The sequence below is a fragment of the Kitasatospora sp. NPDC056327 genome (assembly GCF_042261735.1).
Lineage (GTDB): Bacteria > Actinomycetota > Actinomycetes > Streptomycetales > Streptomycetaceae > Kitasatospora.
The window spans coordinates 1-16,831 of the sequence record NZ_JBHJRC010000004.1 but is presented as its reverse complement, the minus strand read 5'-3'; the positions used below and the strand labels follow the sequence as shown (position 1 = coordinate 16,831).

Below are 16,831 nucleotides of genomic sequence, written 5' to 3'. Positions count from 1 at the left end.
CGCTTGCGCGCTGCGGACAAGACAGACTGTAGCCCATGCGGGGCCCCCAGGTCGAACCGGCTCCCGAGGGCCCCCGCCGCAGCTCAGAGCGTGGCCCTGGCCGCCTCCATCGCCTTGGTGATCCGCTTCTCCGAGACCGGTGACGGCGTGCCCAGCGACTGGGCGAAGAAGCTGACCCGCAGCTCCTCGATCATCCAGCGGACCGCCCGCACCTCCGGGGAGGGCTGCCGCCCGGCCGGCACGGCCGCCAGCAGCTCCCCGTAGGCCCGCTGGACGTCCTGGACCTTCGTCAGCTGCTGGGCGTCCCGCTGCGGGTGGTTGGGCAGCGCCTCCAGCCGGCGGTCCACCGCCAGCAGGTAGCGCTTGAGGTCGCCCAGCCGCTGCCAGCCGGTCTCCGTGACGAAGCCCGGGTGCACCAGCGAGGCCAGGTGCAGCCGGATGTCGTTCACCGCGTTCAGCAGCACCGGGCTGCTCACCGACTTCAGCCGGGTCGACGCCTTGTGGAAGGCGATCAGCGCGGTCGCCGTCTTCAGCGTGGTGTCCGCGGAGAGGTCGTACAGGTCGGCCCGCACCTTGTCGCGCAGCACGCCGAAGGCGGCCTCGTCCCAGGCCGGTCCGCCGGCCAGCGCCATCAGCCGGTCCGCGGCGCAGGCCACCACGTCCTCGAACAGCGCCGGGATCGAACCGTGCGGGTTGTACGACAGCGCGAGCTTGGCCTGGTTGCCCAGCCGCCCCTGGATCGACTTGGCGGGCGAGGTGGTGGAGAGCATCAGCAGCCGCCGGGTGCCCGCCCACATCGCCGCCTCCTGGGCCTCCGGGGTGTCGAACAGCCTGATGCCGACCGTCTCCCCCTCGTCCACCAGCGCCGGGTAGGCACGCAGGGAGTGGCCGCGCGAGCGCTGCTCGAAGGTGCGCTGGAGGACGGGCAGGTCCTCCGGCCAGGCGGTCAGCCCGGACCGCTCGATGCCCCGGCCGGAGGCGGCCGAGGAGAGCGTCTCCTTCAGCTTCGGCTTCAGCAGCAGCCGCAGCTCCTCCAGGTCCTTGGACTCGGCGAGCCTCTTGCGGCCGTCCACGACCCGGAAGGTCACCTTGAGGTGTTCGGGGACCCGTTCCCCGTCCCAGGCCTCCGGCGGCACGGTGACCGCCGTCAGGCGCTTCAGGGCGTGCTCCAGGGCCGGGAGGAGGGGTTCCTGGCGCTCCTGGTGGTTCCTCAGGTCGCGCAGCGCCGCGCGGGCGAAGTCCGGGGCGGGCACGAAGTTGCGCCGCACCGCCTTCGGCAGCGACCTGATCCAGGCGGTGACCAGTTCCTCGCGCAGGCCGGGGATCTGCCAGTCGAAGCCCTCCGCGGTGACCTGGTTGAGCACCGGCAGCGGGATGTGGACGGTCACGCCGTCCGCGTCGCTGCCCGGCTCGAACTGGTACGTCAGCCGGAAGCGGAGCTTGCCCTGCTGCCAGTGGTCCGGGTAGTCGGCCTCGGTGACGCCGTCCGCGGCGTCGTTGATCAGCATCGACTTCTCGAAGCCCAGCAGGTCCGGCTGCTCCTGCCGGGCCTGCTTCCACCAGGCGTCGAAGTGCCGGGTGGAGACGATGTCCTGGGGCAGCCGGTCGTCGTAGAACTCGAACAGGGTCTGGTCGTCGACCAGGATGTCCCGGCGGCGGGCCCGGTTCTCCAGCTCCTCGACCTCGCCGAGCAGCTTGCGGTTCTCCGCGAAGAACCGGTGGTGGGTCTCCCAGTCGCCCTCGACCAGCGCGTTGCGGATGAACAGCTCGCGACAGAGCTCCGGGTCGATCCGGCCGTAGTTGATCTTCCGCTGCGCGACGACCGGCACCCCGTAGAGGGTCACCTTCTCGTACGCCAGCACGGCCCCGGACTTCTTCTCCCAGTGCGGCTCGCTGTAGCTGCGCTTGACCAGGTGGCCGGCCAGCGGCTCGACCCACTCCGGCTCGATCTTCGCGTTGATCCGGGCCCAGAGCCGGGAGGTCTCCACCAGCTCGGCGGACATCACCCAGCGCGGCGGCTTCTTGAACAGGCCCGAACCGGGGAAGACCGCGAACCGGGCGCCGCGCGCGCCGCCGTACTCGCGCTTCTCCACGTCGTACAGGCCGAGGTGGGAGAGCAGGCCGGCCAGCAGCGACTGGTGGATCCGGTCGGCGTCCGGCTCGGCGTCCTCGTGGGGCTCCTCGATGGTGACGCCGAGCTGCTTGGCGACCGTGCGCAGCTGGGAGTAGATGTCCTGCCACTCCCGTATCCGCAGGTAGTTGAGGAACTCGGCCTTGCACATCCGGCGGAACGCGGAGGAGGAGAGCTCGCGCTGCTGCTCCCGCACGTAGCGCCACATGGAGAGGAAGGAGAGGAAGTCCGAGGTCTCCGAGGCGAACCGGCGGTGCCGTTCGTCGGCGGCCTGGCGCTTCTCGGCGGGGCGTTCGCGCGGGTCCTGGATGGAGAGCGCCGCGGCGATCACCATGACGTCGCGCACGCAGCCGTTCCGGTCCGCCTCCAGGACCATCCGGGCCATCCGCGGGTCCACCGGGAGCTGGGCCAGTTTGCGGCCGAGCGGGGTGAGGCGCTTGCGGACGTCCTTCTCGGCCGGGTCGAGCGCGCCCAGCTCGTGGAGCAGGTTGACGCCGTCCTTGATGTTGCGGGAGTCCGGCGGGTCCAGGAACGGGAAGGCCGCGATGTCGCCGAGGCCGGCCGCGGTCATCTGCAGGATGACCGAGGCGAGGTTGGTGCGCAGGATCTCGGCGTCGGTGAACTCGGGGCGGGAGAGGAAGTCCTCCTCCGAGTAGAGCCGGACGCAGATGCCGTCCGACGTGCGGCCGCAGCGGCCCTTGCGCTGGTTGGCGCTGGCCTGGCTGATCGCCTCGATCGGCAGCCGCTGGACCTTGGTGCGGTGGCTGTACCGGGAGATCCGGGCGGTGCCGGGGTCGATCACGTACTTGATGCCGGGGACGGTGAGGCTGGTCTCGGCGACGTTGGTGGCGAGCACGATCCGGCGGGAGTTCGAGCGCTGGAAGACCTTGTGCTGCTCGGCGGAGCTCAGCCGGGCGTAGAGCGGCAGGACCTCGGTGTTGCGCAGCCCGAGCCGGGTGAGCGCGTCGGCGGTGTCCCGGATCTCGCGCTCGCCGGAGAGGAAGACCAGGATGTCGCCGGGCCCCTCGGCCTGGAGCTCCTCGGCGGCGTCGCAGATCGCCTGGACCTGGTCGCGGTCGCGGTCCGCCTCGTTGCCGTCGCCGTCCTCGTCGTCCGCGCCGTTCTCGTCGACGACCGGGCGGTAGCGGACCTCGACCGGGTAGGTGCGGCCGGAGACCTCGACGATCGGGGCGTCCCCGAAGTGCCGGGCGAACCGCTCCGGGTCGATCGTCGCCGAGGTGATGATCACCTTGAGGTCGGGGCGGCGGGGCAGCAGCTGCTTGAGGTAGCCGAGCAGGAAGTCGATGTTGAGGCTGCGCTCGTGCGCCTCGTCGATGATCAGGGTGTCGTACTGGCGCAGCTCGCGGTCGGTCTGGATCTCCGCGAGCAGGATGCCGTCGGTCATCAGCTTGACCAGGGTGTCCGGGCCGACCTGGTCGGTGAACCGGACCTTCCAGCCGACCGCCTCGCCGAGCGGGCTGCGCAGCTCCTCGGCGACCCGGTCGGCCACCGTGCGGGCGGCGATCCGGCGGGGCTGGGTGTGACCGACCAGGCCGCGCACGCCGCGGCCCAGCTCCAGGCAGATCTTCGGGATCTGGGTGGTCTTGCCGGAGCCGGTCTCGCCCGCCACGATCACCACCTGGTGGTCGCGGACGGCGGCGAGGATCTCGTCCTTCTTCTGGCTGACCGGCAGTTCGGCGGGGTAGTCGATGACGGGCACGGCGGCGCGGCGCCGCTCGACGAGCAGCTCCGCCCGCCCGATGTCGGAGGCGATCTCGGCGGCGATCTTCGCGCGGGCCTCGGGTTTGCGGACCCGGCGCGCGCCCTCCAGCCGGCGGCCGATCCGGACCTGGTCGCGCAGGGTCAGCTCGGGCAGGCGCGCGGCCAGCTCGCCGATGCCGGGCCCGTCGCCCGGGGCGGACTCGGCGGCGGACTGGACTGCGGGAGAACTCACGGCGGGCATCCCTCTAGGTTCGCAAGGAGATGCGGGGCAGCGCACCTCGGTTTTCGAGCGCCTCCAGTGTCACAGGGGACGCCGGTCCGCTGCCAACGGCGGGCCGGGTGGGCCCGGCGGCCCGCCGGACGCGGCGGCCCGGAGCGGGCCGCCGCGACCTTCCGTGGTGGTGGGGAGGCGCTGCGTGGCCGTGGTGCGTGGTCGTGGTGCCCGGCCGTCGGGCGGTGCCGGGGTGCCGGGGTGGGTCCGTCGCCCGTGCGGGGCACGGTTCGTCGAGGGGCGCGGTGGGTTCAGCGGTGGGTTCAGGGGCGCAGGGCCCGGTCCACCAGGGCGCCGGCCGCGCCGGTGTAGCCGGCCGGGTCGCAGAGCGCGGCGACCTCCTCCGGGGTGAAGCGGCCGGCCAGTCCCGGCTGCTCGCCCAGCACCTCGGCCAGCGGCCGGCCCGTCCGGTCGGCGAGCAGCGAGGCGTCGGTCAGCAGCTGCTTGGCCGCCGCCTTGCCGAGCGCGGGCGCCAGCCGGGCGGCGATCCGTTCGGAGACCAGCTGCCCGCCGGTGAGCTCCAGGTTGGCCCGCATCCGCTCCGGCCGCACCAGCAGGCCCCCGGCCAGCTCCACGGAGGTGTGCGCGGCGCCGCCGGAGAGCCGCAGGCACTCGCGCAGCAGCAGCCACTCGGCGTGCCAGGCACCGCCGGAGCGCTCGTCCTCGGTGACCAGGCACTGGGTCAGCCCGGCGGCCAGCACCGGCACCTGGAGCGCGGCGCTGCGCAGCAGGGTGGCCAGCACCGGGTTGCGCTTGTGCGGCATGGCGGAGGACGCCCCGCGCCCGGCCGCGGCCGGTTCGACCACCTCGCCGACCTCGGTGCGGGTCAGCGACAGCACGTCCACCGCGATCTTGCCGAGCGCGCCGGCGGTGAAGGACAGCGCGGCGGCCAGGTCGGCCATCGGGGTGCGCAGCGCGTGCCAGGGCAGCACCGGGCGGGCCAGGCCGGTCTCGGCCGCGAAGGCGTCGGCGAGCCGGTCCAGGTAGGCGCCGGCCTCGACGTCCGGGTCCGGGCCGTCCAGCCGGGCGTACTCCAGGTAGCCGGCCAGGGTGCCGGCGGCGCCGCCGAGGGCGACCGGCAGTCCGTCCGCGAGCACGGCGGCGAGCCGGCGGTCGGCGTCCAGCACCAGCTGCCGCCAGCCGGCCGCCTTGAGGCCGAAGGTGGTGGGCACCGCCTGGAGGGCCAGGGTGCGGCCGGCCAGCAGGGTGTCCCGGTGCTCGGCGGCGAGCGCGCCGAGCGCGTCGGCGGTGCGGCCGAGGTCGGCGCGGATCAGCGTCAGTGCGCGGGCGGCGACCAGCATCGCGCCGGTGTCGAGGACGTCCTGGCTGGTCGAGCCGCGGTGCACGTACTCGGCGGCGGCCGGGTCCTCGGCGGCGACCACCCGGGTGAGCGCCTGGACCAGGCCGACCACCGGGTTGGCGGTCTCCCGGGAGGCGAGGGCCAGTTCGCGGGCGTCGAAGTGCTCGGCGCGGGCGGCCGCGGTGATCACGGCGGCCGCGGCGGGCGGCACCGTGCCGAGCCCGGCCTGGGCGCGGGCCAGCGCGGCCTCGGCGTCCAGCATGGCCTGCAGCCAGGCGCGGTCGGCCACGGCCGCCTCGACCGGGGTGCCGGCCCGGACGGGCGAGAGCAGTCCGGAGTCGGTGTCCGCACCGGCGGGGGCGGGGTGCTGGTCGGTCATACGAGGAGGCCTCTCGGTTCGGTCCCGTCGGTCGTGGTGCTCCCGGTGCGCCCGCCGTCCCCGGTGGTCCCGGTGTCCGCGGTGTTCGCGTTCGGCCCGTTCCGGCCGTTCCGGCTGTTCGGACCACCGGGCGCGGGGCCGTCGGCGCGGCGCGGACGGGGCACGGCGGGCCGGTCGCCCGCCGACGGGAGCGCCAGCACCGCGCGGGCGATGGCGTCGGAGTCGCCCAGGGTCACCGAGTCGACGCCGGGGCGGATGCCCGCGGCGGTCACCCAGTGCACCGACTCGGTCGGCACGCCGTACGCGAAGCGGCGCGGGTGCGCCCGGCCGCGCGCGTCCAGCAGCCGGTAGGGCCGCTCGGTGACGGCGAGGCCGCCGGTCTGGTAGCCGTCGTCCGGTTCGCCGGACGGGCCGGACGTGCCGGAGGGCGCGGCGGGTCCGGAGGGTGTCCCGGCGGGGATCCGGGACGCGGTCCGGGAGGGGATCCGGTAGGGGAGGCACTGCCCGGTGTCCAGCAGGTGACGCAGCAGTGGGTCCTCGGTGCGGCGCAGGTCGGGCTCGGGCAGCCGGGCCTCGATCAGCACCCGGGCCCGGACCGGCGGGCCCGGGACGGCGGCGGAGGCGGCGGTGAACGCCGGGTCGACCGGGTCGATCCGGATCTCGGTGCCGGGGCCGAGGAGTTCCAGCACCCCGGCCTCGATCAGCGCGATCAGCTGCTCGATCCGCTCGGCCGGCGGGCCGATGGAGAGGAAGGCGTTCAGCGGGGTGTACCAGCCGTCGAGGTCGTCCCGGTAGGAGGAGCCGTCGATGCCGCCGTGGTCGACCGCCAGCCGGATCTCGTTGCGGAGGTCGCGCAGCACGTCCAGGGCGGCCTTCAGCGGCCCGCCGACGTTGCCGGCCCGGGCCTCGGCGACGTCCCGGCGCAGGTGGCCGAGCAGCCAGTCGCGGAAGTCCGCCCGGTCGGTGAACCCGCGTCCGGCGTACGGGCGGGAGAGCCGGTCCCAGCACCAGCGGTCGGCCTCCGGGATCCCGTACGCGTCGAGCACGCCGGCCGGGTCCGCGGCGGTCAGGAAGCGGTCGGTGAACGCCTCCCGCTCGGGGCCGCGTCTCCCGGCGGTGAGCAGCGTGCCGTAGTACACGGCCTCCACCTCGCGGGAGACCAGCGGCCAGAGGTCGGCGGCGAACCGCACCGGCTCCCCCCGGCGGGCGCGTTCGCGCAGGTCCGCGACCACCTCGGGGGTCAGCAGCCGGGGCAGGTGGCGGCCGTACGCGCCCTTCTCGTTCTCGCCGCGCGCGTGGTACGGCACGCCGCGCCGGGAGGTGGCGTACAGCCGGGGCTCGCGGCCCGACGGGTGGTAGACCAGGGCGCCGTCCACCCGCTCGAAGAGGCCGCCGCGGCCGAGCGTGAACAGTGCCATGTGGTCGAAGAAGTTGAGGCCCAGGCCGCGCAGCAGCACGGCCTGGCCGGGGCCGGCGGTCACGTGGACGTCGGCCGGGTTGGCGGGGGTGACGTAGTCGAGGTGGTGGAGCCGGGCCAGGCCGGCGGTGCGCGCCTCGCGCGGGGTGAGCCGGGCGGGGACGTGGCCCTGGGCGAGAACGACGGCGTCCAGCCCGTTCAGCCGGGTGCCGTCCTCCAGCCGGACGCCCTGCGGGCCGCCGGGGTCGCCGTGCGCGTCGGCCACCAGGACGGCGCGGGAGCGGTGCACCCGGACCGTGACGGTGGGCGGCGCTGCGGCGACCACGGCCCGGAAGGCGTGGTGCAGGTAGTGGCCGTAGAACGCCCTGGTCGGGTAGGTGTTCGGGCCGAGGGCGGCGGCCTCGGCCAGCGTCCGTTCGTCGCAGCCCTCCGGCGGGCGGGACGGACTGCCTGTCGGGGAGAGCGACTTGGCCCATTCGTACAGGCTCGGGCCGGGTTCCACCGGGCCCTCGATCCGCACGCTGTCGTCGGTGTACACGGTGATCTGCGAGGCCACCGTGTTCATCAGCAGGTGCGGCGACTGGTCGGTGCGCCAGACCAGGCCCGCGCCGGGCGCGGCCGGGTCCACCAGGTGCACGGTGACGGCGGCCCCGGTGGGCCTGCTTCGTTCGTTGGCGCAGAGCCTCTCCAGCACCGAGAGGCCACGCGGACCTGCGCCGATGACACAGATGCGGAGATGACGGTCGATCATGCTCACGGGTCACAATCGTAGTTGTGACGATCCGATGATGGAAAGGTCTGAACCAAAGGGGCACGCTTGAGCTGAAGCGGACTTGAGGTCCTGCTCTCGGCGCCACCACCGCCGTCACAGGAGGGAACCGACCCATGGCCGTCCGGCTGAACCGCACCATCGTCCCGGCCCGTTCCCCCCTCTCCGCCCGTGCCCCCTCCGTCCTCCTCCCCTCCGTCCTCCTTCCCTCCTTCCTTCGTGTGCCGTGACGGTCCGACCTCCCGTTCTGCCCGTTCGGACGGTCCTTCCGGACCACCCCGGCAACGGTTCGGGGCCGGACCGGACTCCGATAGGGCGAGGAGGTACTCATGGGAGCCAAGAAGGCCGAGCGGGACGCCGAGTTCAACGCGTTCGTGACCGGTGCCTGGCCACGTCTGATGCGCACGGCGTTCCTGCTGACCGGGGACCGCTACCTTGCGGAGGACGTGGTCCAGACCGCGCTGGAACGGACGTACGCGGCCTGGGGGAGGGTCACCCGGGCCGACGAGCCGTACGCCTACGTGCGCCGGATCGTGATCAACGAACACGCCCGGCGCTTCCGCCGCAAGGTGCCGGAGCACCTGGTCACCACCGTGCCCGAGCGGACCGGACCGGACGGCTTCGAGCGGCTGGACGACCGGGCCGCGCTGCTCCAGGCACTCGGCACGCTGCCGCCCGGGCAGCGGCAGGCGGTGGTGCTGCGGTACTGGGAGGACCTGAGCGAGTCCCAGGCCGCCGCCGCCATGGGCTGTTCGGTGGGGACGGTCAAGAGCCAGGCGTCGAAGGGCATCGCCAAGCTGCGCGAGCTCTCCTCACTCATCACCAGGACGAGCATCGGAGGTGCGGCATGAACCGCGACGGTACGAGTGCGGACACGGCGGTCGAGGGCGGCGGGGAGGTGGTCCGGGCGCTGGCGGGGCTGGCGGAGACGGTGGAGACCGGCCCGGCGCCGTACGGGGCCGTGCTGGCCGGCGGGCGCCGGAGGGTGGTCCGGCGGCGGACGTCCCTGGTGGGGGCGCTGGCGCTGGGCCTGGTGGTCGCGGCGGGCGGCGTCGCGGTGGTGGACAACGGCGGTGGCCGGTGGGGCGGCGGCGGGGGTGGCGGGGCGGCCGACATGGCGGCCGTCGCGGTCTCGACGGCGGACGGGGCGACCAGCCTGGTGCCGGCCGCCGGCGGGGCGGTCACCCCGGCCCCCGCCGGACCGCGTGACCCGCTCGCCCCGACCCGGATCCAGGTGCTCGCGGGCGTGAAGGACGGCAGGCCCTGGAGCGTCTGGGCGGCCCTGTGGCCCGCCCCGGGCAAGGAGCGGATCCACGAGCAGGCCCGGGCGATCTGGGCGGAGAACGCCGCGGCCGGCTACCCCTGGCCCGCGCCGACCGAGGACTACGTCAACCAGTACGGCGAACCGGACGCGGACCACGTGGTCTTCTACTACGTCCTCGACGGCACACGACTGGCGACCCCCGCGGAGGCCCTGGTCGAGCCGCCGGGCAGCCCCCGCCGCGTCCCGGCCGACGGCCTCGACTTCTCCAGGGTCTGGCTCGGCGCGCAGTCCAAGAACGGCGAGGCCGACCCGCTGTTCCACGTTCCCCGGGCCCAGGCCGGCCTGGTGCGCCCGGGCGTCGCCCGCGCCGAGCTGACCTGGGCCGACGGCGTCACCGCCGAACCCGCCATCCTGCCCCTGGGCGACTCCGAGGCCCGCTGGATCGCCGTCGCCAAGCGCGGCATCCCCGCCGACCTCCGGCTCTACGCGGCCGACGGCGCCCTGCTCGCCACCGAACGGAACTGGCTGGACAGCTGACCACCGTCCGACGGACACCCCCACACGGCGCACGGGTGGGGGTGGCGGGCATGCGGAAGGCCCCGGAGAGTGATCCCTCCGGGGCCTTCCCGATGGTGGCCAGGGCCGGGGTCGAACCGGCGACCTTCCGCTTTTCAGGCGGACGCTCGTACCAACTGAGCTACCTGGCCGTACTGCACCGTCTCCTGCGAGACGAGCGATCCCGACGGGACTTGAACCCGCGACCTCCACCTTGACAGGGTGGCGAGCTAACCAACTGCTCCACGGGACCTGGTAGTGGCTAGCCACCGAGGTCTTGCGCACTGCACTTTACTACGGTACTGCGTGCCCCCAACGGGATTCGAACCCGTGCTACCGCCTTGAAAGGGCGGCGTCCTGGGCCACTAGACGATGAGGGCTTGCGGCCTGTCCTTTGCTGTTTCCAGCGCTCGGGGACGTCGAGAAGCATATGGGATGCGGGGCCGATCGCCAAAACGGGTTTCGGCCGGGTGGGCGGACGGGGCCGGCGGGGGTCAGGACCAGCCGAGCTCGTCGAGCTCGTGGTCGTCGAAGCCGAAGTGGTGGGCGACCTCGTGGATGACCGTGGTGCGGACCTCCTCGACGGCCTGCTCGTGGTTCTCGCACAGGCGCAGGGTGGGGCCGCGGTAGACGATGATCCGGTCCGGCAGGACGCCCGCGTACCACTCGCCGCGTTCGGTGAGGGGGGTGCCCTCGTAGAGGCCGAGCAGCTCGGGGTCGGCGGGGTCGGGCTCGTCCTCGACGAAGACGGCGACGTTGTCCATCATCGCGGCGAGCTGCGGGGGGATCCGGTCGAGCGCGTCGGCGACCAGTACTTCGAACTCTTCCCGGGTCATCTCCACCGGATCATTGTCGGGTCTGGGATGACGGTGTGCCAGGCGGCCGGGGCAGGTGTTTCATGGGGCTGTGGCGAGCTCGGAGGACTTGGTGACGGACGGTGCGACGGCCGCCCCGGCGGATGCGGGCGGTGCGGCGGGCGGTGCGGCCGGTGGCGCGCCCGGGGGTCCGGCGGCGCGGCGACGGCCGCCGGTGCTGCGCGGGCAGGGGCCCGCGGTGGCGGTGGTGGCCGCCGGCGGGGCGCTGGGGGCCACGGCCCGGTACGGCGCGGGGCTGCTCTGGACGACCGGGCCGTCGGCGTTCCCCTGGACGACGCTGCTGGTGAACGTGGTGGGGTGCGCCGTGATCGGGGTGTTCCTGGTGGTGATCACCGAGGGCCGGCCGGCCCACCCGCTGCTGCGGCCGTTCTTCGGGACGGGCGTGCTGGGCGGGTTCACGACCTTCTCGACGTACGCGGTGGACGGCCGGCGGCTGCTGGAGGAGGGCCGCCCGGGGCCGGCCGCGGCCTACCTGGGGCTGACCCTCGCGGCGGCGATGGCCGCCGTCTGGGCGGCGGCCGCGGTGACGCGCCGGCTGCTGCCGGGCGCGGCCGGGAGGGCGTCGTGAACGCCCCGGAGGAGCGCAGGCTGGGCGGCCCGGCGCTGCGGCTGACCGTGCTGGTCGGCGAGAACGACCGCTGCCACCACCGGCCGCTGTACAGCGAGATCGTGCACCGGGCGCGGACGGCCGGGCTGGCCGGGGCGAGCGTGTTCCGGGGGGTCGAGGGGTTCGGGGCGTCGTCGCTGGTGCACACCGCGCGGCTGCTGTCGCTGAGCGGGGACCTGCCGGTCGCGGTGGTGGTCGTGGACACCGAGGAGCGGGTGCGGGCGTTCCTGCCCGAGCTGGAGGAGCTGGCGGTGGAGGGGCTGGTGACCCTGGAGCGGTGCGAGGTGGTCCGGTACTCGGGCCGGGCCGGGGGACGGGGCCGGGCCGGGCGCCCGGCGGGCGGGGACGCGGGCGGTGCGGCGTGAACTGGCTGCTGGTGGTGGCCGGCGCGGTGGTGGGCGCGCCGTTGCGGTACCTGACCGACCGGGCGGTGCAGTCCCGGCACGACTCGGTGTTCCCGTGGGGGACCTTCACGGTGAACGCGGCCGGCTGCCTGGTCCTCGGACTGGTGACCGGGGCGGTGGCGGCCGGTGCGGCGTCCTCGCAGGTCCAGCTGCTGCTCGGGACCGGGCTGTGCGGCGCGCTGACCACCTACTCGACCTTCTCGTACGAGACGCTGCGGCTGGCGGAGAGCGGGGCCGGGCGGTACGCCCTGGCGAACGTCGCGGGCAGCGTCGGGGCGGGTCTGGTGGCGGTGTACGCGGGGGCGGGGCTGGCCTCGGCGCTCTGGGGCTGACCCGGCGGCACGGGCCGCTCGTGCGGTCCGTACGACCCGGTGCGGCCCGGTGCGGCCCGGTGCCGTGCGGTCGGTGCCCGGGGGCCGGTGCTCCCGCGGCCGGTGCCCGTTCGAGTGCAACTGGTGCTTCCGGCCGTGTCCGTGCGCCGGGGGCGTGCGTTGGTCACCCGCAAGGGTGGCCGTGCGCGGTGGGTGGGCGGCCCGGGTGGGGCGGGTGCAGGAGAGGGCTCGGTGGCGGCGATGCGTGCGACGCGTGCGGTGCGGGTGACGGCGGTGGTCCGGGGCGCGGAGACCCCCGGCACGGAGGGCCCCGGCACGGGGGCCCGGGGCGCGGAGGCCCGGGCCGGGACGGTCCGGAGCGCCGTGGCGCGGGCGGGTGCGGTGCGGACGGGCGTGGTGCGGGCGGCGGCGGTCCTGGCGGCGGCCGGGCTGGGGCTGACCGGGTGCATGTCGGTCGGCCCGGGGCCGGACGAGAAGCACGGCACGGTGCCGGTCGGCCAGGCCGGGACACCGACCCGGCCGGGGGCGACGCCGTCGGCCCCGCCGAGCGGGGGCGGCCACCAGGGCGGCGCGTCCGGGCGTTCGGAGCGTGCGGGGGGCGTGCAGGCCCAGAGCGCGCCGACGGGCGGGATGAACGCGGCCCCCGGTGAGACGGGCGGCGGCGCGAACGGGGCGGGCGCAGGGGGCAACGGGAGCGGTGCGGGCGGCGCGAACGGCGTGGCCGTCGGCGTGGACCCGGTGCCGGCGGCGGACTCCGGTGAGGCCGCGCCCGGCGCGACCGGCACCGCCGGGGGCGCGAACGCCAGCCCCGCGCCCCGGCCGGGCGGGACCGGCACCGCCGCGGGCGGGGCGGCCGGGGGCACCACGGGCAGCGCCGGCACCTCCGGCGGCACGGGCGGCCACCTCCCGGGCGGCGGAGCGGCCACCACGGGCGGCGGGGGCGGCGCGGGCGGGGCCCCGGCGTCCACCCCGGCGGCCAGCCCGACCGGGCGCCCGTCCTCCCCGGAGCCGGGCCACACCAGCCCCGCCCCGACCGCCACCACGGCCCCGGAACCGACCGCCGCGCCGACCTCCACCGCGGTGCCCAGCTCCGGTTCCGGTGGCCATTGACCGCCGGGGGAGGCCGCCGGTCGGCGCATCGCGGCCCCGCTTCCGCAGCCTGGCCAGCGCATTTGCCTCCGATCCACAGGCTCGTCTATGGTGGTAGATCGTTCGTTTGATCCATTTGACTGGCGCCCTACTCCCATCTGGCGCCCTTGGCGCGTTCCGGCGATCCGTGGCTGACCGCATAGAGGCGGTTGTGAAACAGAACCCCGGACTTTGGCGCGTGCCACTTCCGGAAGGTTTTGCATGTCTCTCGTTGACGACGCCCGCTTCGCCATGCCCGCGAGCGAGGCCGCCGCCGATGCCACTGCCCCCGTCACCACCGACGCCGACGCCGAGCTGATCGCCGCCGTCGACGCGGTCGAGGACACCGACAACGACACGGACACCGGGGCGGCCGACGCCGCCGAGGAGTCCACCGACGCGGCCGACGAGGCCGCCGACGCCGAGCCGACCATCACCTTCGGCGACCTGGGCCTGCCGGACGACATCGTCCGCGCCCTCGCCAAGCGCGGCGTCACGACCCCGTTCCCGATCCAGGCCGCGACCATCCCGGACGCCCTGGCCGGCAAGGACGTGCTGGGCCGCGGCCGCACCGGCTCCGGCAAGACCCTCAGCTTCGGCCTGCCGCTGCTGACCCGCCTCGCCGGCGGCGAGCGCACCCGCGCCAAGCACCCGCGCGGCCTGATCCTCGTCCCGACCCGCGAGCTGGCCATGCAGGTCGCCGACGCCCTGGAGCCCTTCGGCTCGGTGCTCGGCCTGCGCCTCAAGGTCGTCTGCGGCGGCACCTCGATGTCGAACCAGATCTACGCGCTGGAGCGCGGCGTCGACGTCCTGGTCGCCACCCCCGGCCGACTGCGTGACCTGATCAACCGCGGCTCCGCCAAGCTCGACGACGTCCAGGTCGCCGTCCTCGACGAGGCCGACCAGATGGCCGACATGGGCTTCCTGCCCGAGGTCACCGAGATCCTCGACCAGGTGCCGGCCGGCGGCCAGCGCCTGCTGTTCTCCGCCACCCTGGAGAACGAGATCGACACCCTGGTCAAGCGCTACCTGAACAGCCCGGTCACCCACGAGGTCGACCCGTCGGCCGGCGCCGTGACCACCATGACCCACCACATCCTCGTGGTGAAGCCCAAGGACAAGGCGCCGATCACCAACGCGATCGCCGCCCGCAAGGGCCGCACGATCATCTTCGTCCGCACCCAGATGGGTGCCGACCGCGTCGCCGAGCAGCTCGTCGAGGCCGGCGTGAAGGCCGACGCGCTGCACGGCGGCATGACCCAGGGCGCCCGTACCCGGGTGCTCGGCGACTTCAAGGACGGCTACGTCAACGTCGTCGTCGCCACCGACGTCGCCGCCCGCGGCATCCACGTCGACGGCATCGACCTGGTGCTCAACGTCGACCCGGCCGGCGACCACAAGGACTACCTGCACCGCTCCGGCCGCACCGCCCGCGCCGGCCGCTCCGGCATCGTCGTCACCCTGGTGCTGCCGCACCAGCGCCGCGGCGTCTTCCGCCTGATGGAGGACGCGGGCGTCGACGCCAGCCGTCACATCCTCGACCACGCCTTCGACGCCGAGGTGGCCCGGATCACCGGCGCCCGCTCGCTCGTCGAGGTCCAGGCGGAGAGCGCGGCCAACATCGCCGGTGCCGCCGAGCGCGAGATCGCCGACATGACCCGCCAGCTGGAGCGCGCCCAGCGCCGTGCCACCGAGCTGCGCGAGGAGGCCGACCGGCTGGCCGCGCGGGCCGCGCGCGAGCGGGCCGAGCTGGGCATCGAGGAGGAGGCCCCGGCCGCCGAGGCCGCCGCTTCCGACGAGACCGCCGCGCCGGCCGCCGAGTCGGCCGCGCCCGCCGCGGTGACCGAGGAGCGCACGCCGTCGTACCGCGAGGCGCGCAACGAGCGTCCGTCGTTCAACCGTGACCGTGACGACCGCGGCGGCCGCTCCTCCGGCGACCGCGACCGCGGTGACCGTGGTGGCCGTTCCTTCGGCGACCGTGACCGCGGCGAGCGCGGCGGCTTCAACCGCGACGACCGCGGCGGCCGTTCCTTCGGCGACCGTGACCGCGGCGAGCGCGGCGGTTTCAACCGTGACCGCGACGACCGCGGTGGCCGTTCCTTCGGCGACCGTGACCGCGGCGAGCGCGGTGGCTTCAACCGCGACGACCGCGGCGGCCGTTCCTTCGGCGACCGTGACCGCGGCGAGCGCGGTGGCTTCAACCGTGACCGTGGCGAGCGCGGCGGTTTCAACCGTGACGACCGCGGTGGCCGTTCCTTCGGTGACCGTGACCGCGGCGAGCGCGGCGGTTTCAACCGTGACCGCGACGACCGTGGCGGCCGCTCCTTCGGCGACCGTCCGGCCCGTTCCTTCGGCGACCGCGACCGCTCCTTCGGCCGTGACCGCGACGAGCGCGGCGGCAGCAACAACCGTCCGTTCGCCCGCCGCGACGACCACCGCTCCGGTGGCCGCCCGCAGTCCGGCGGTGGCTTCAACCGTGACCGTGACGACCGCGGCGGCCGCTCCGGCGGCTTCAACTCCGGCTTCAACCGCGACGACCGCAAGCCGCGCTGGAAGAACTGACACGGACGCCGGGTAGCACCCGGCGCACCCGCACGGGCCCGCTCCACCTCGGTGGGGCGGGCCCGTCGCCGTATCCGGGCCGCACGTTGTTCTGCAGATGAGAATAACCAGTGGCGCGGTGGGGCCGGTGTCCCCTACGGTCGGGCGCATGAGCAGCAGACTGCGTGCAGTGGCGGCGGAGAACGAGGGCATCGCCGAGCGGGGGAGCTATCAGGCGGCCGGGGGCGAACCCGTCGCCCTGGCCGACCGGTTGGCGGCGGCGCGGGCCGGCACGGTGTCCTACGACCCGGCCGGGCTGGACGCGCTGGTCGCGGCGGGCGGCCCGGGGCCGGTCACCGGCACGGTCGAGGTCACGGCCGAGGGCAGCATCGGGGCGGCCGCACGGCTGGCCGCGGCCGGCGCGGGGACGGTCGGCGTGCTCAACTTCGCCTCCGCCCGCAACCCCGGCGGCGGCTACCTGCGCGGCTCCCGCGCCCAGGAGGAGGACCTCTGCCGCAGCGCCCTGCTCTACACCTGCCTGCTGGAGGCGCCGGACTACTACGAGGCGCACCGGGCCTCGGCCGACCTCCGGTACAGCCACCGGGTGATCGTCTCGCCGGGCGTGCCGGTCGTCCGGGGCGAGGACGGCGAGCTGCTGGCGCGCCCGTTCGACGTCACCTTCCTGACCTCGCCCGCGCCCAACGCGGGCCGGCTGGCCCTGCGGGCCGGGGAGGACGGCCCGGCCGGTGCTCCCGCCGGAACCCCCGGCGGCGCTTCCGGGACCGTGGACGTCCGGGGGGTGCTCGCCGAGCGGGCCGAGCGGGTGCTCGCGGCGGCGGCCCGGCACGAGGTGCGCTCGCTGGTGCTCGGGGCGTGGGGGTGCGGGGTGTTCGGCAACGATCCGGCCGAGGTCGCGGAGGCGTTCGCGTACGCGCTCGGCCGGTACGGCGCGGCCTTCGACCGGGTGGTCTTCGCGGTCTGGGACCGCACGCCGGTCTCGCCGAACCGGGCCAGTCCAGCTCGTCCAGGTCGTCCAGCAGCCGGTCGGCCGTCGCCCACGCCTCGCGCGAGGAGTCCCGCGAAATGGTGTGCAGCCGGATACCGAACCGGACCGTACGCCCCTGCTCCTCGGCCAG

General features: G+C 74.9%; 11 protein-coding genes, 3 tRNA genes and 2 pseudogenes. 8 read left to right on the top strand and 8 right to left on the bottom strand.

What is annotated here, in order from left to right:
* Positions 1–83: 83 nt before the first annotated feature.
* The 3 genes from hrpA to ACFCX4_RS01010 form a co-directional block, all read right to left on the bottom strand.
* Positions 84–4,094 carry an ATP-dependent RNA helicase HrpA gene (gene hrpA, locus ACFCX4_RS01020; RefSeq protein WP_376137757.1) on the bottom strand — a complete coding sequence of 1,337 codons (4,011 nt, stop codon included), beginning with the start codon at positions 4,092–4,094 and terminating at the stop codon, positions 84–86.
* Between the two features lie 293 nt (positions 4,095–4,387).
* Positions 4,388–5,803 carry a 3-carboxy-cis,cis-muconate cycloisomerase gene (gene pcaB / locus ACFCX4_RS01015; RefSeq protein WP_376137756.1) on the bottom strand — a complete coding sequence of 472 codons (1,416 nt, stop codon included), beginning with the start codon at positions 5,801–5,803 and terminating at the stop codon, positions 4,388–4,390.
* A complete protein-coding gene (locus tag ACFCX4_RS01010) occupies positions 5,800–7,971 on the bottom strand; it encodes an FAD/NAD(P)-binding protein (protein WP_376137848.1) in 2,172 nt (723 codons plus the stop codon). Before ACFCX4_RS01010 ends, pcaB begins: the two co-directional genes overlap by 4 nt.
* 347 nt (positions 7,972–8,318) lie before the next feature.
* Between ACFCX4_RS01010 and ACFCX4_RS01005 the strand changes: the two genes are divergently transcribed.
* A complete protein-coding gene (locus ACFCX4_RS01005; protein ID WP_376137755.1) occupies positions 8,319–8,840 on the top strand; it encodes a SigE family RNA polymerase sigma factor in 522 nt (173 codons plus the stop codon).
* Positions 8,837–9,790 carry a hypothetical protein gene (locus tag ACFCX4_RS01000; RefSeq protein WP_376137753.1) on the top strand — a complete coding sequence of 318 codons (954 nt, stop codon included), beginning with the start codon at positions 8,837–8,839 and terminating at the stop codon, positions 9,788–9,790. Before ACFCX4_RS01005 ends, ACFCX4_RS01000 begins: the two co-directional genes overlap by 4 nt.
* Positions 9,791–9,883: 93 nt before the next feature.
* Here the strand turns inward: ACFCX4_RS01000 and ACFCX4_RS00995 are convergent.
* From ACFCX4_RS00995 to ACFCX4_RS00980, 4 genes are all read right to left on the bottom strand, one after another.
* Positions 9,884–9,960 (bottom strand) — tRNA-Phe (locus tag ACFCX4_RS00995).
* 27 nt (positions 9,961–9,987) lie between these two features.
* A tRNA-Asp gene (locus ACFCX4_RS00990) sits at positions 9,988–10,061 on the bottom strand.
* Between the two features lie 54 nt (positions 10,062–10,115).
* A tRNA-Glu gene (locus tag ACFCX4_RS00985) sits at positions 10,116–10,188 on the bottom strand.
* 114 nt (positions 10,189–10,302) lie between these two features.
* Positions 10,303–10,644, bottom strand: a complete 342-nt coding sequence (locus ACFCX4_RS00980) for a metallopeptidase family protein (protein ID WP_376137752.1) — start codon at positions 10,642–10,644, stop codon at positions 10,303–10,305.
* A gap of 70 nt (positions 10,645–10,714) precedes the next feature.
* On the opposite strand from ACFCX4_RS00980, the gene ACFCX4_RS00975 reads away from it, so the two are divergent.
* From ACFCX4_RS00975 to ACFCX4_RS00950, 6 genes and pseudogenes are all read left to right on the top strand, one after another.
* Positions 10,715–11,251: a fluoride efflux transporter FluC gene (locus ACFCX4_RS00975; RefSeq protein WP_376137751.1), complete on the top strand. Its 537-nt coding sequence runs from the start codon at positions 10,715–10,717 to the stop codon at positions 11,249–11,251.
* Complete coding sequence (locus tag ACFCX4_RS00970) at positions 11,248–11,655, top strand: DUF190 domain-containing protein (protein ID WP_376137750.1); 408 nt, start codon at positions 11,248–11,250, stop codon at positions 11,653–11,655. Before ACFCX4_RS00975 ends, ACFCX4_RS00970 begins: the two co-directional genes overlap by 4 nt.
* Positions 11,652–12,026, top strand: coding sequence for a fluoride efflux transporter CrcB (gene crcB / locus ACFCX4_RS00965; RefSeq protein WP_376137748.1), 375 nt, complete (start codon positions 11,652–11,654; stop codon positions 12,024–12,026). Before ACFCX4_RS00970 ends, crcB begins: the two co-directional genes overlap by 4 nt.
* Before the next feature lie 240 nt (positions 12,027–12,266).
* Complete coding sequence (locus ACFCX4_RS00960; RefSeq protein WP_376137747.1) at positions 12,267–13,136, top strand: hypothetical protein; 870 nt, start codon at positions 12,267–12,269, stop codon at positions 13,134–13,136.
* 240 nt (positions 13,137–13,376) lie between these two features.
* Positions 13,377–15,716, top strand: coding sequence for a DEAD/DEAH box helicase (locus ACFCX4_RS00955; RefSeq protein ID WP_376137745.1), 2,340 nt, complete (start codon positions 13,377–13,379; stop codon positions 15,714–15,716).
* Positions 15,717–15,813: 97 nt separating this feature from the next.
* Positions 15,814–16,632 (top strand): annotated as a pseudogene (locus ACFCX4_RS00950) (TIGR02452 family protein); the annotation flags it as partial.
* Between the two features lie 46 nt (positions 16,633–16,678).
* Here ACFCX4_RS00950 and ACFCX4_RS00945 read toward each other — a convergent pair.
* Positions 16,679–16,831 (bottom strand): annotated as a pseudogene (locus ACFCX4_RS00945) (alkanesulfonate monooxygenase); the annotation flags it as partial.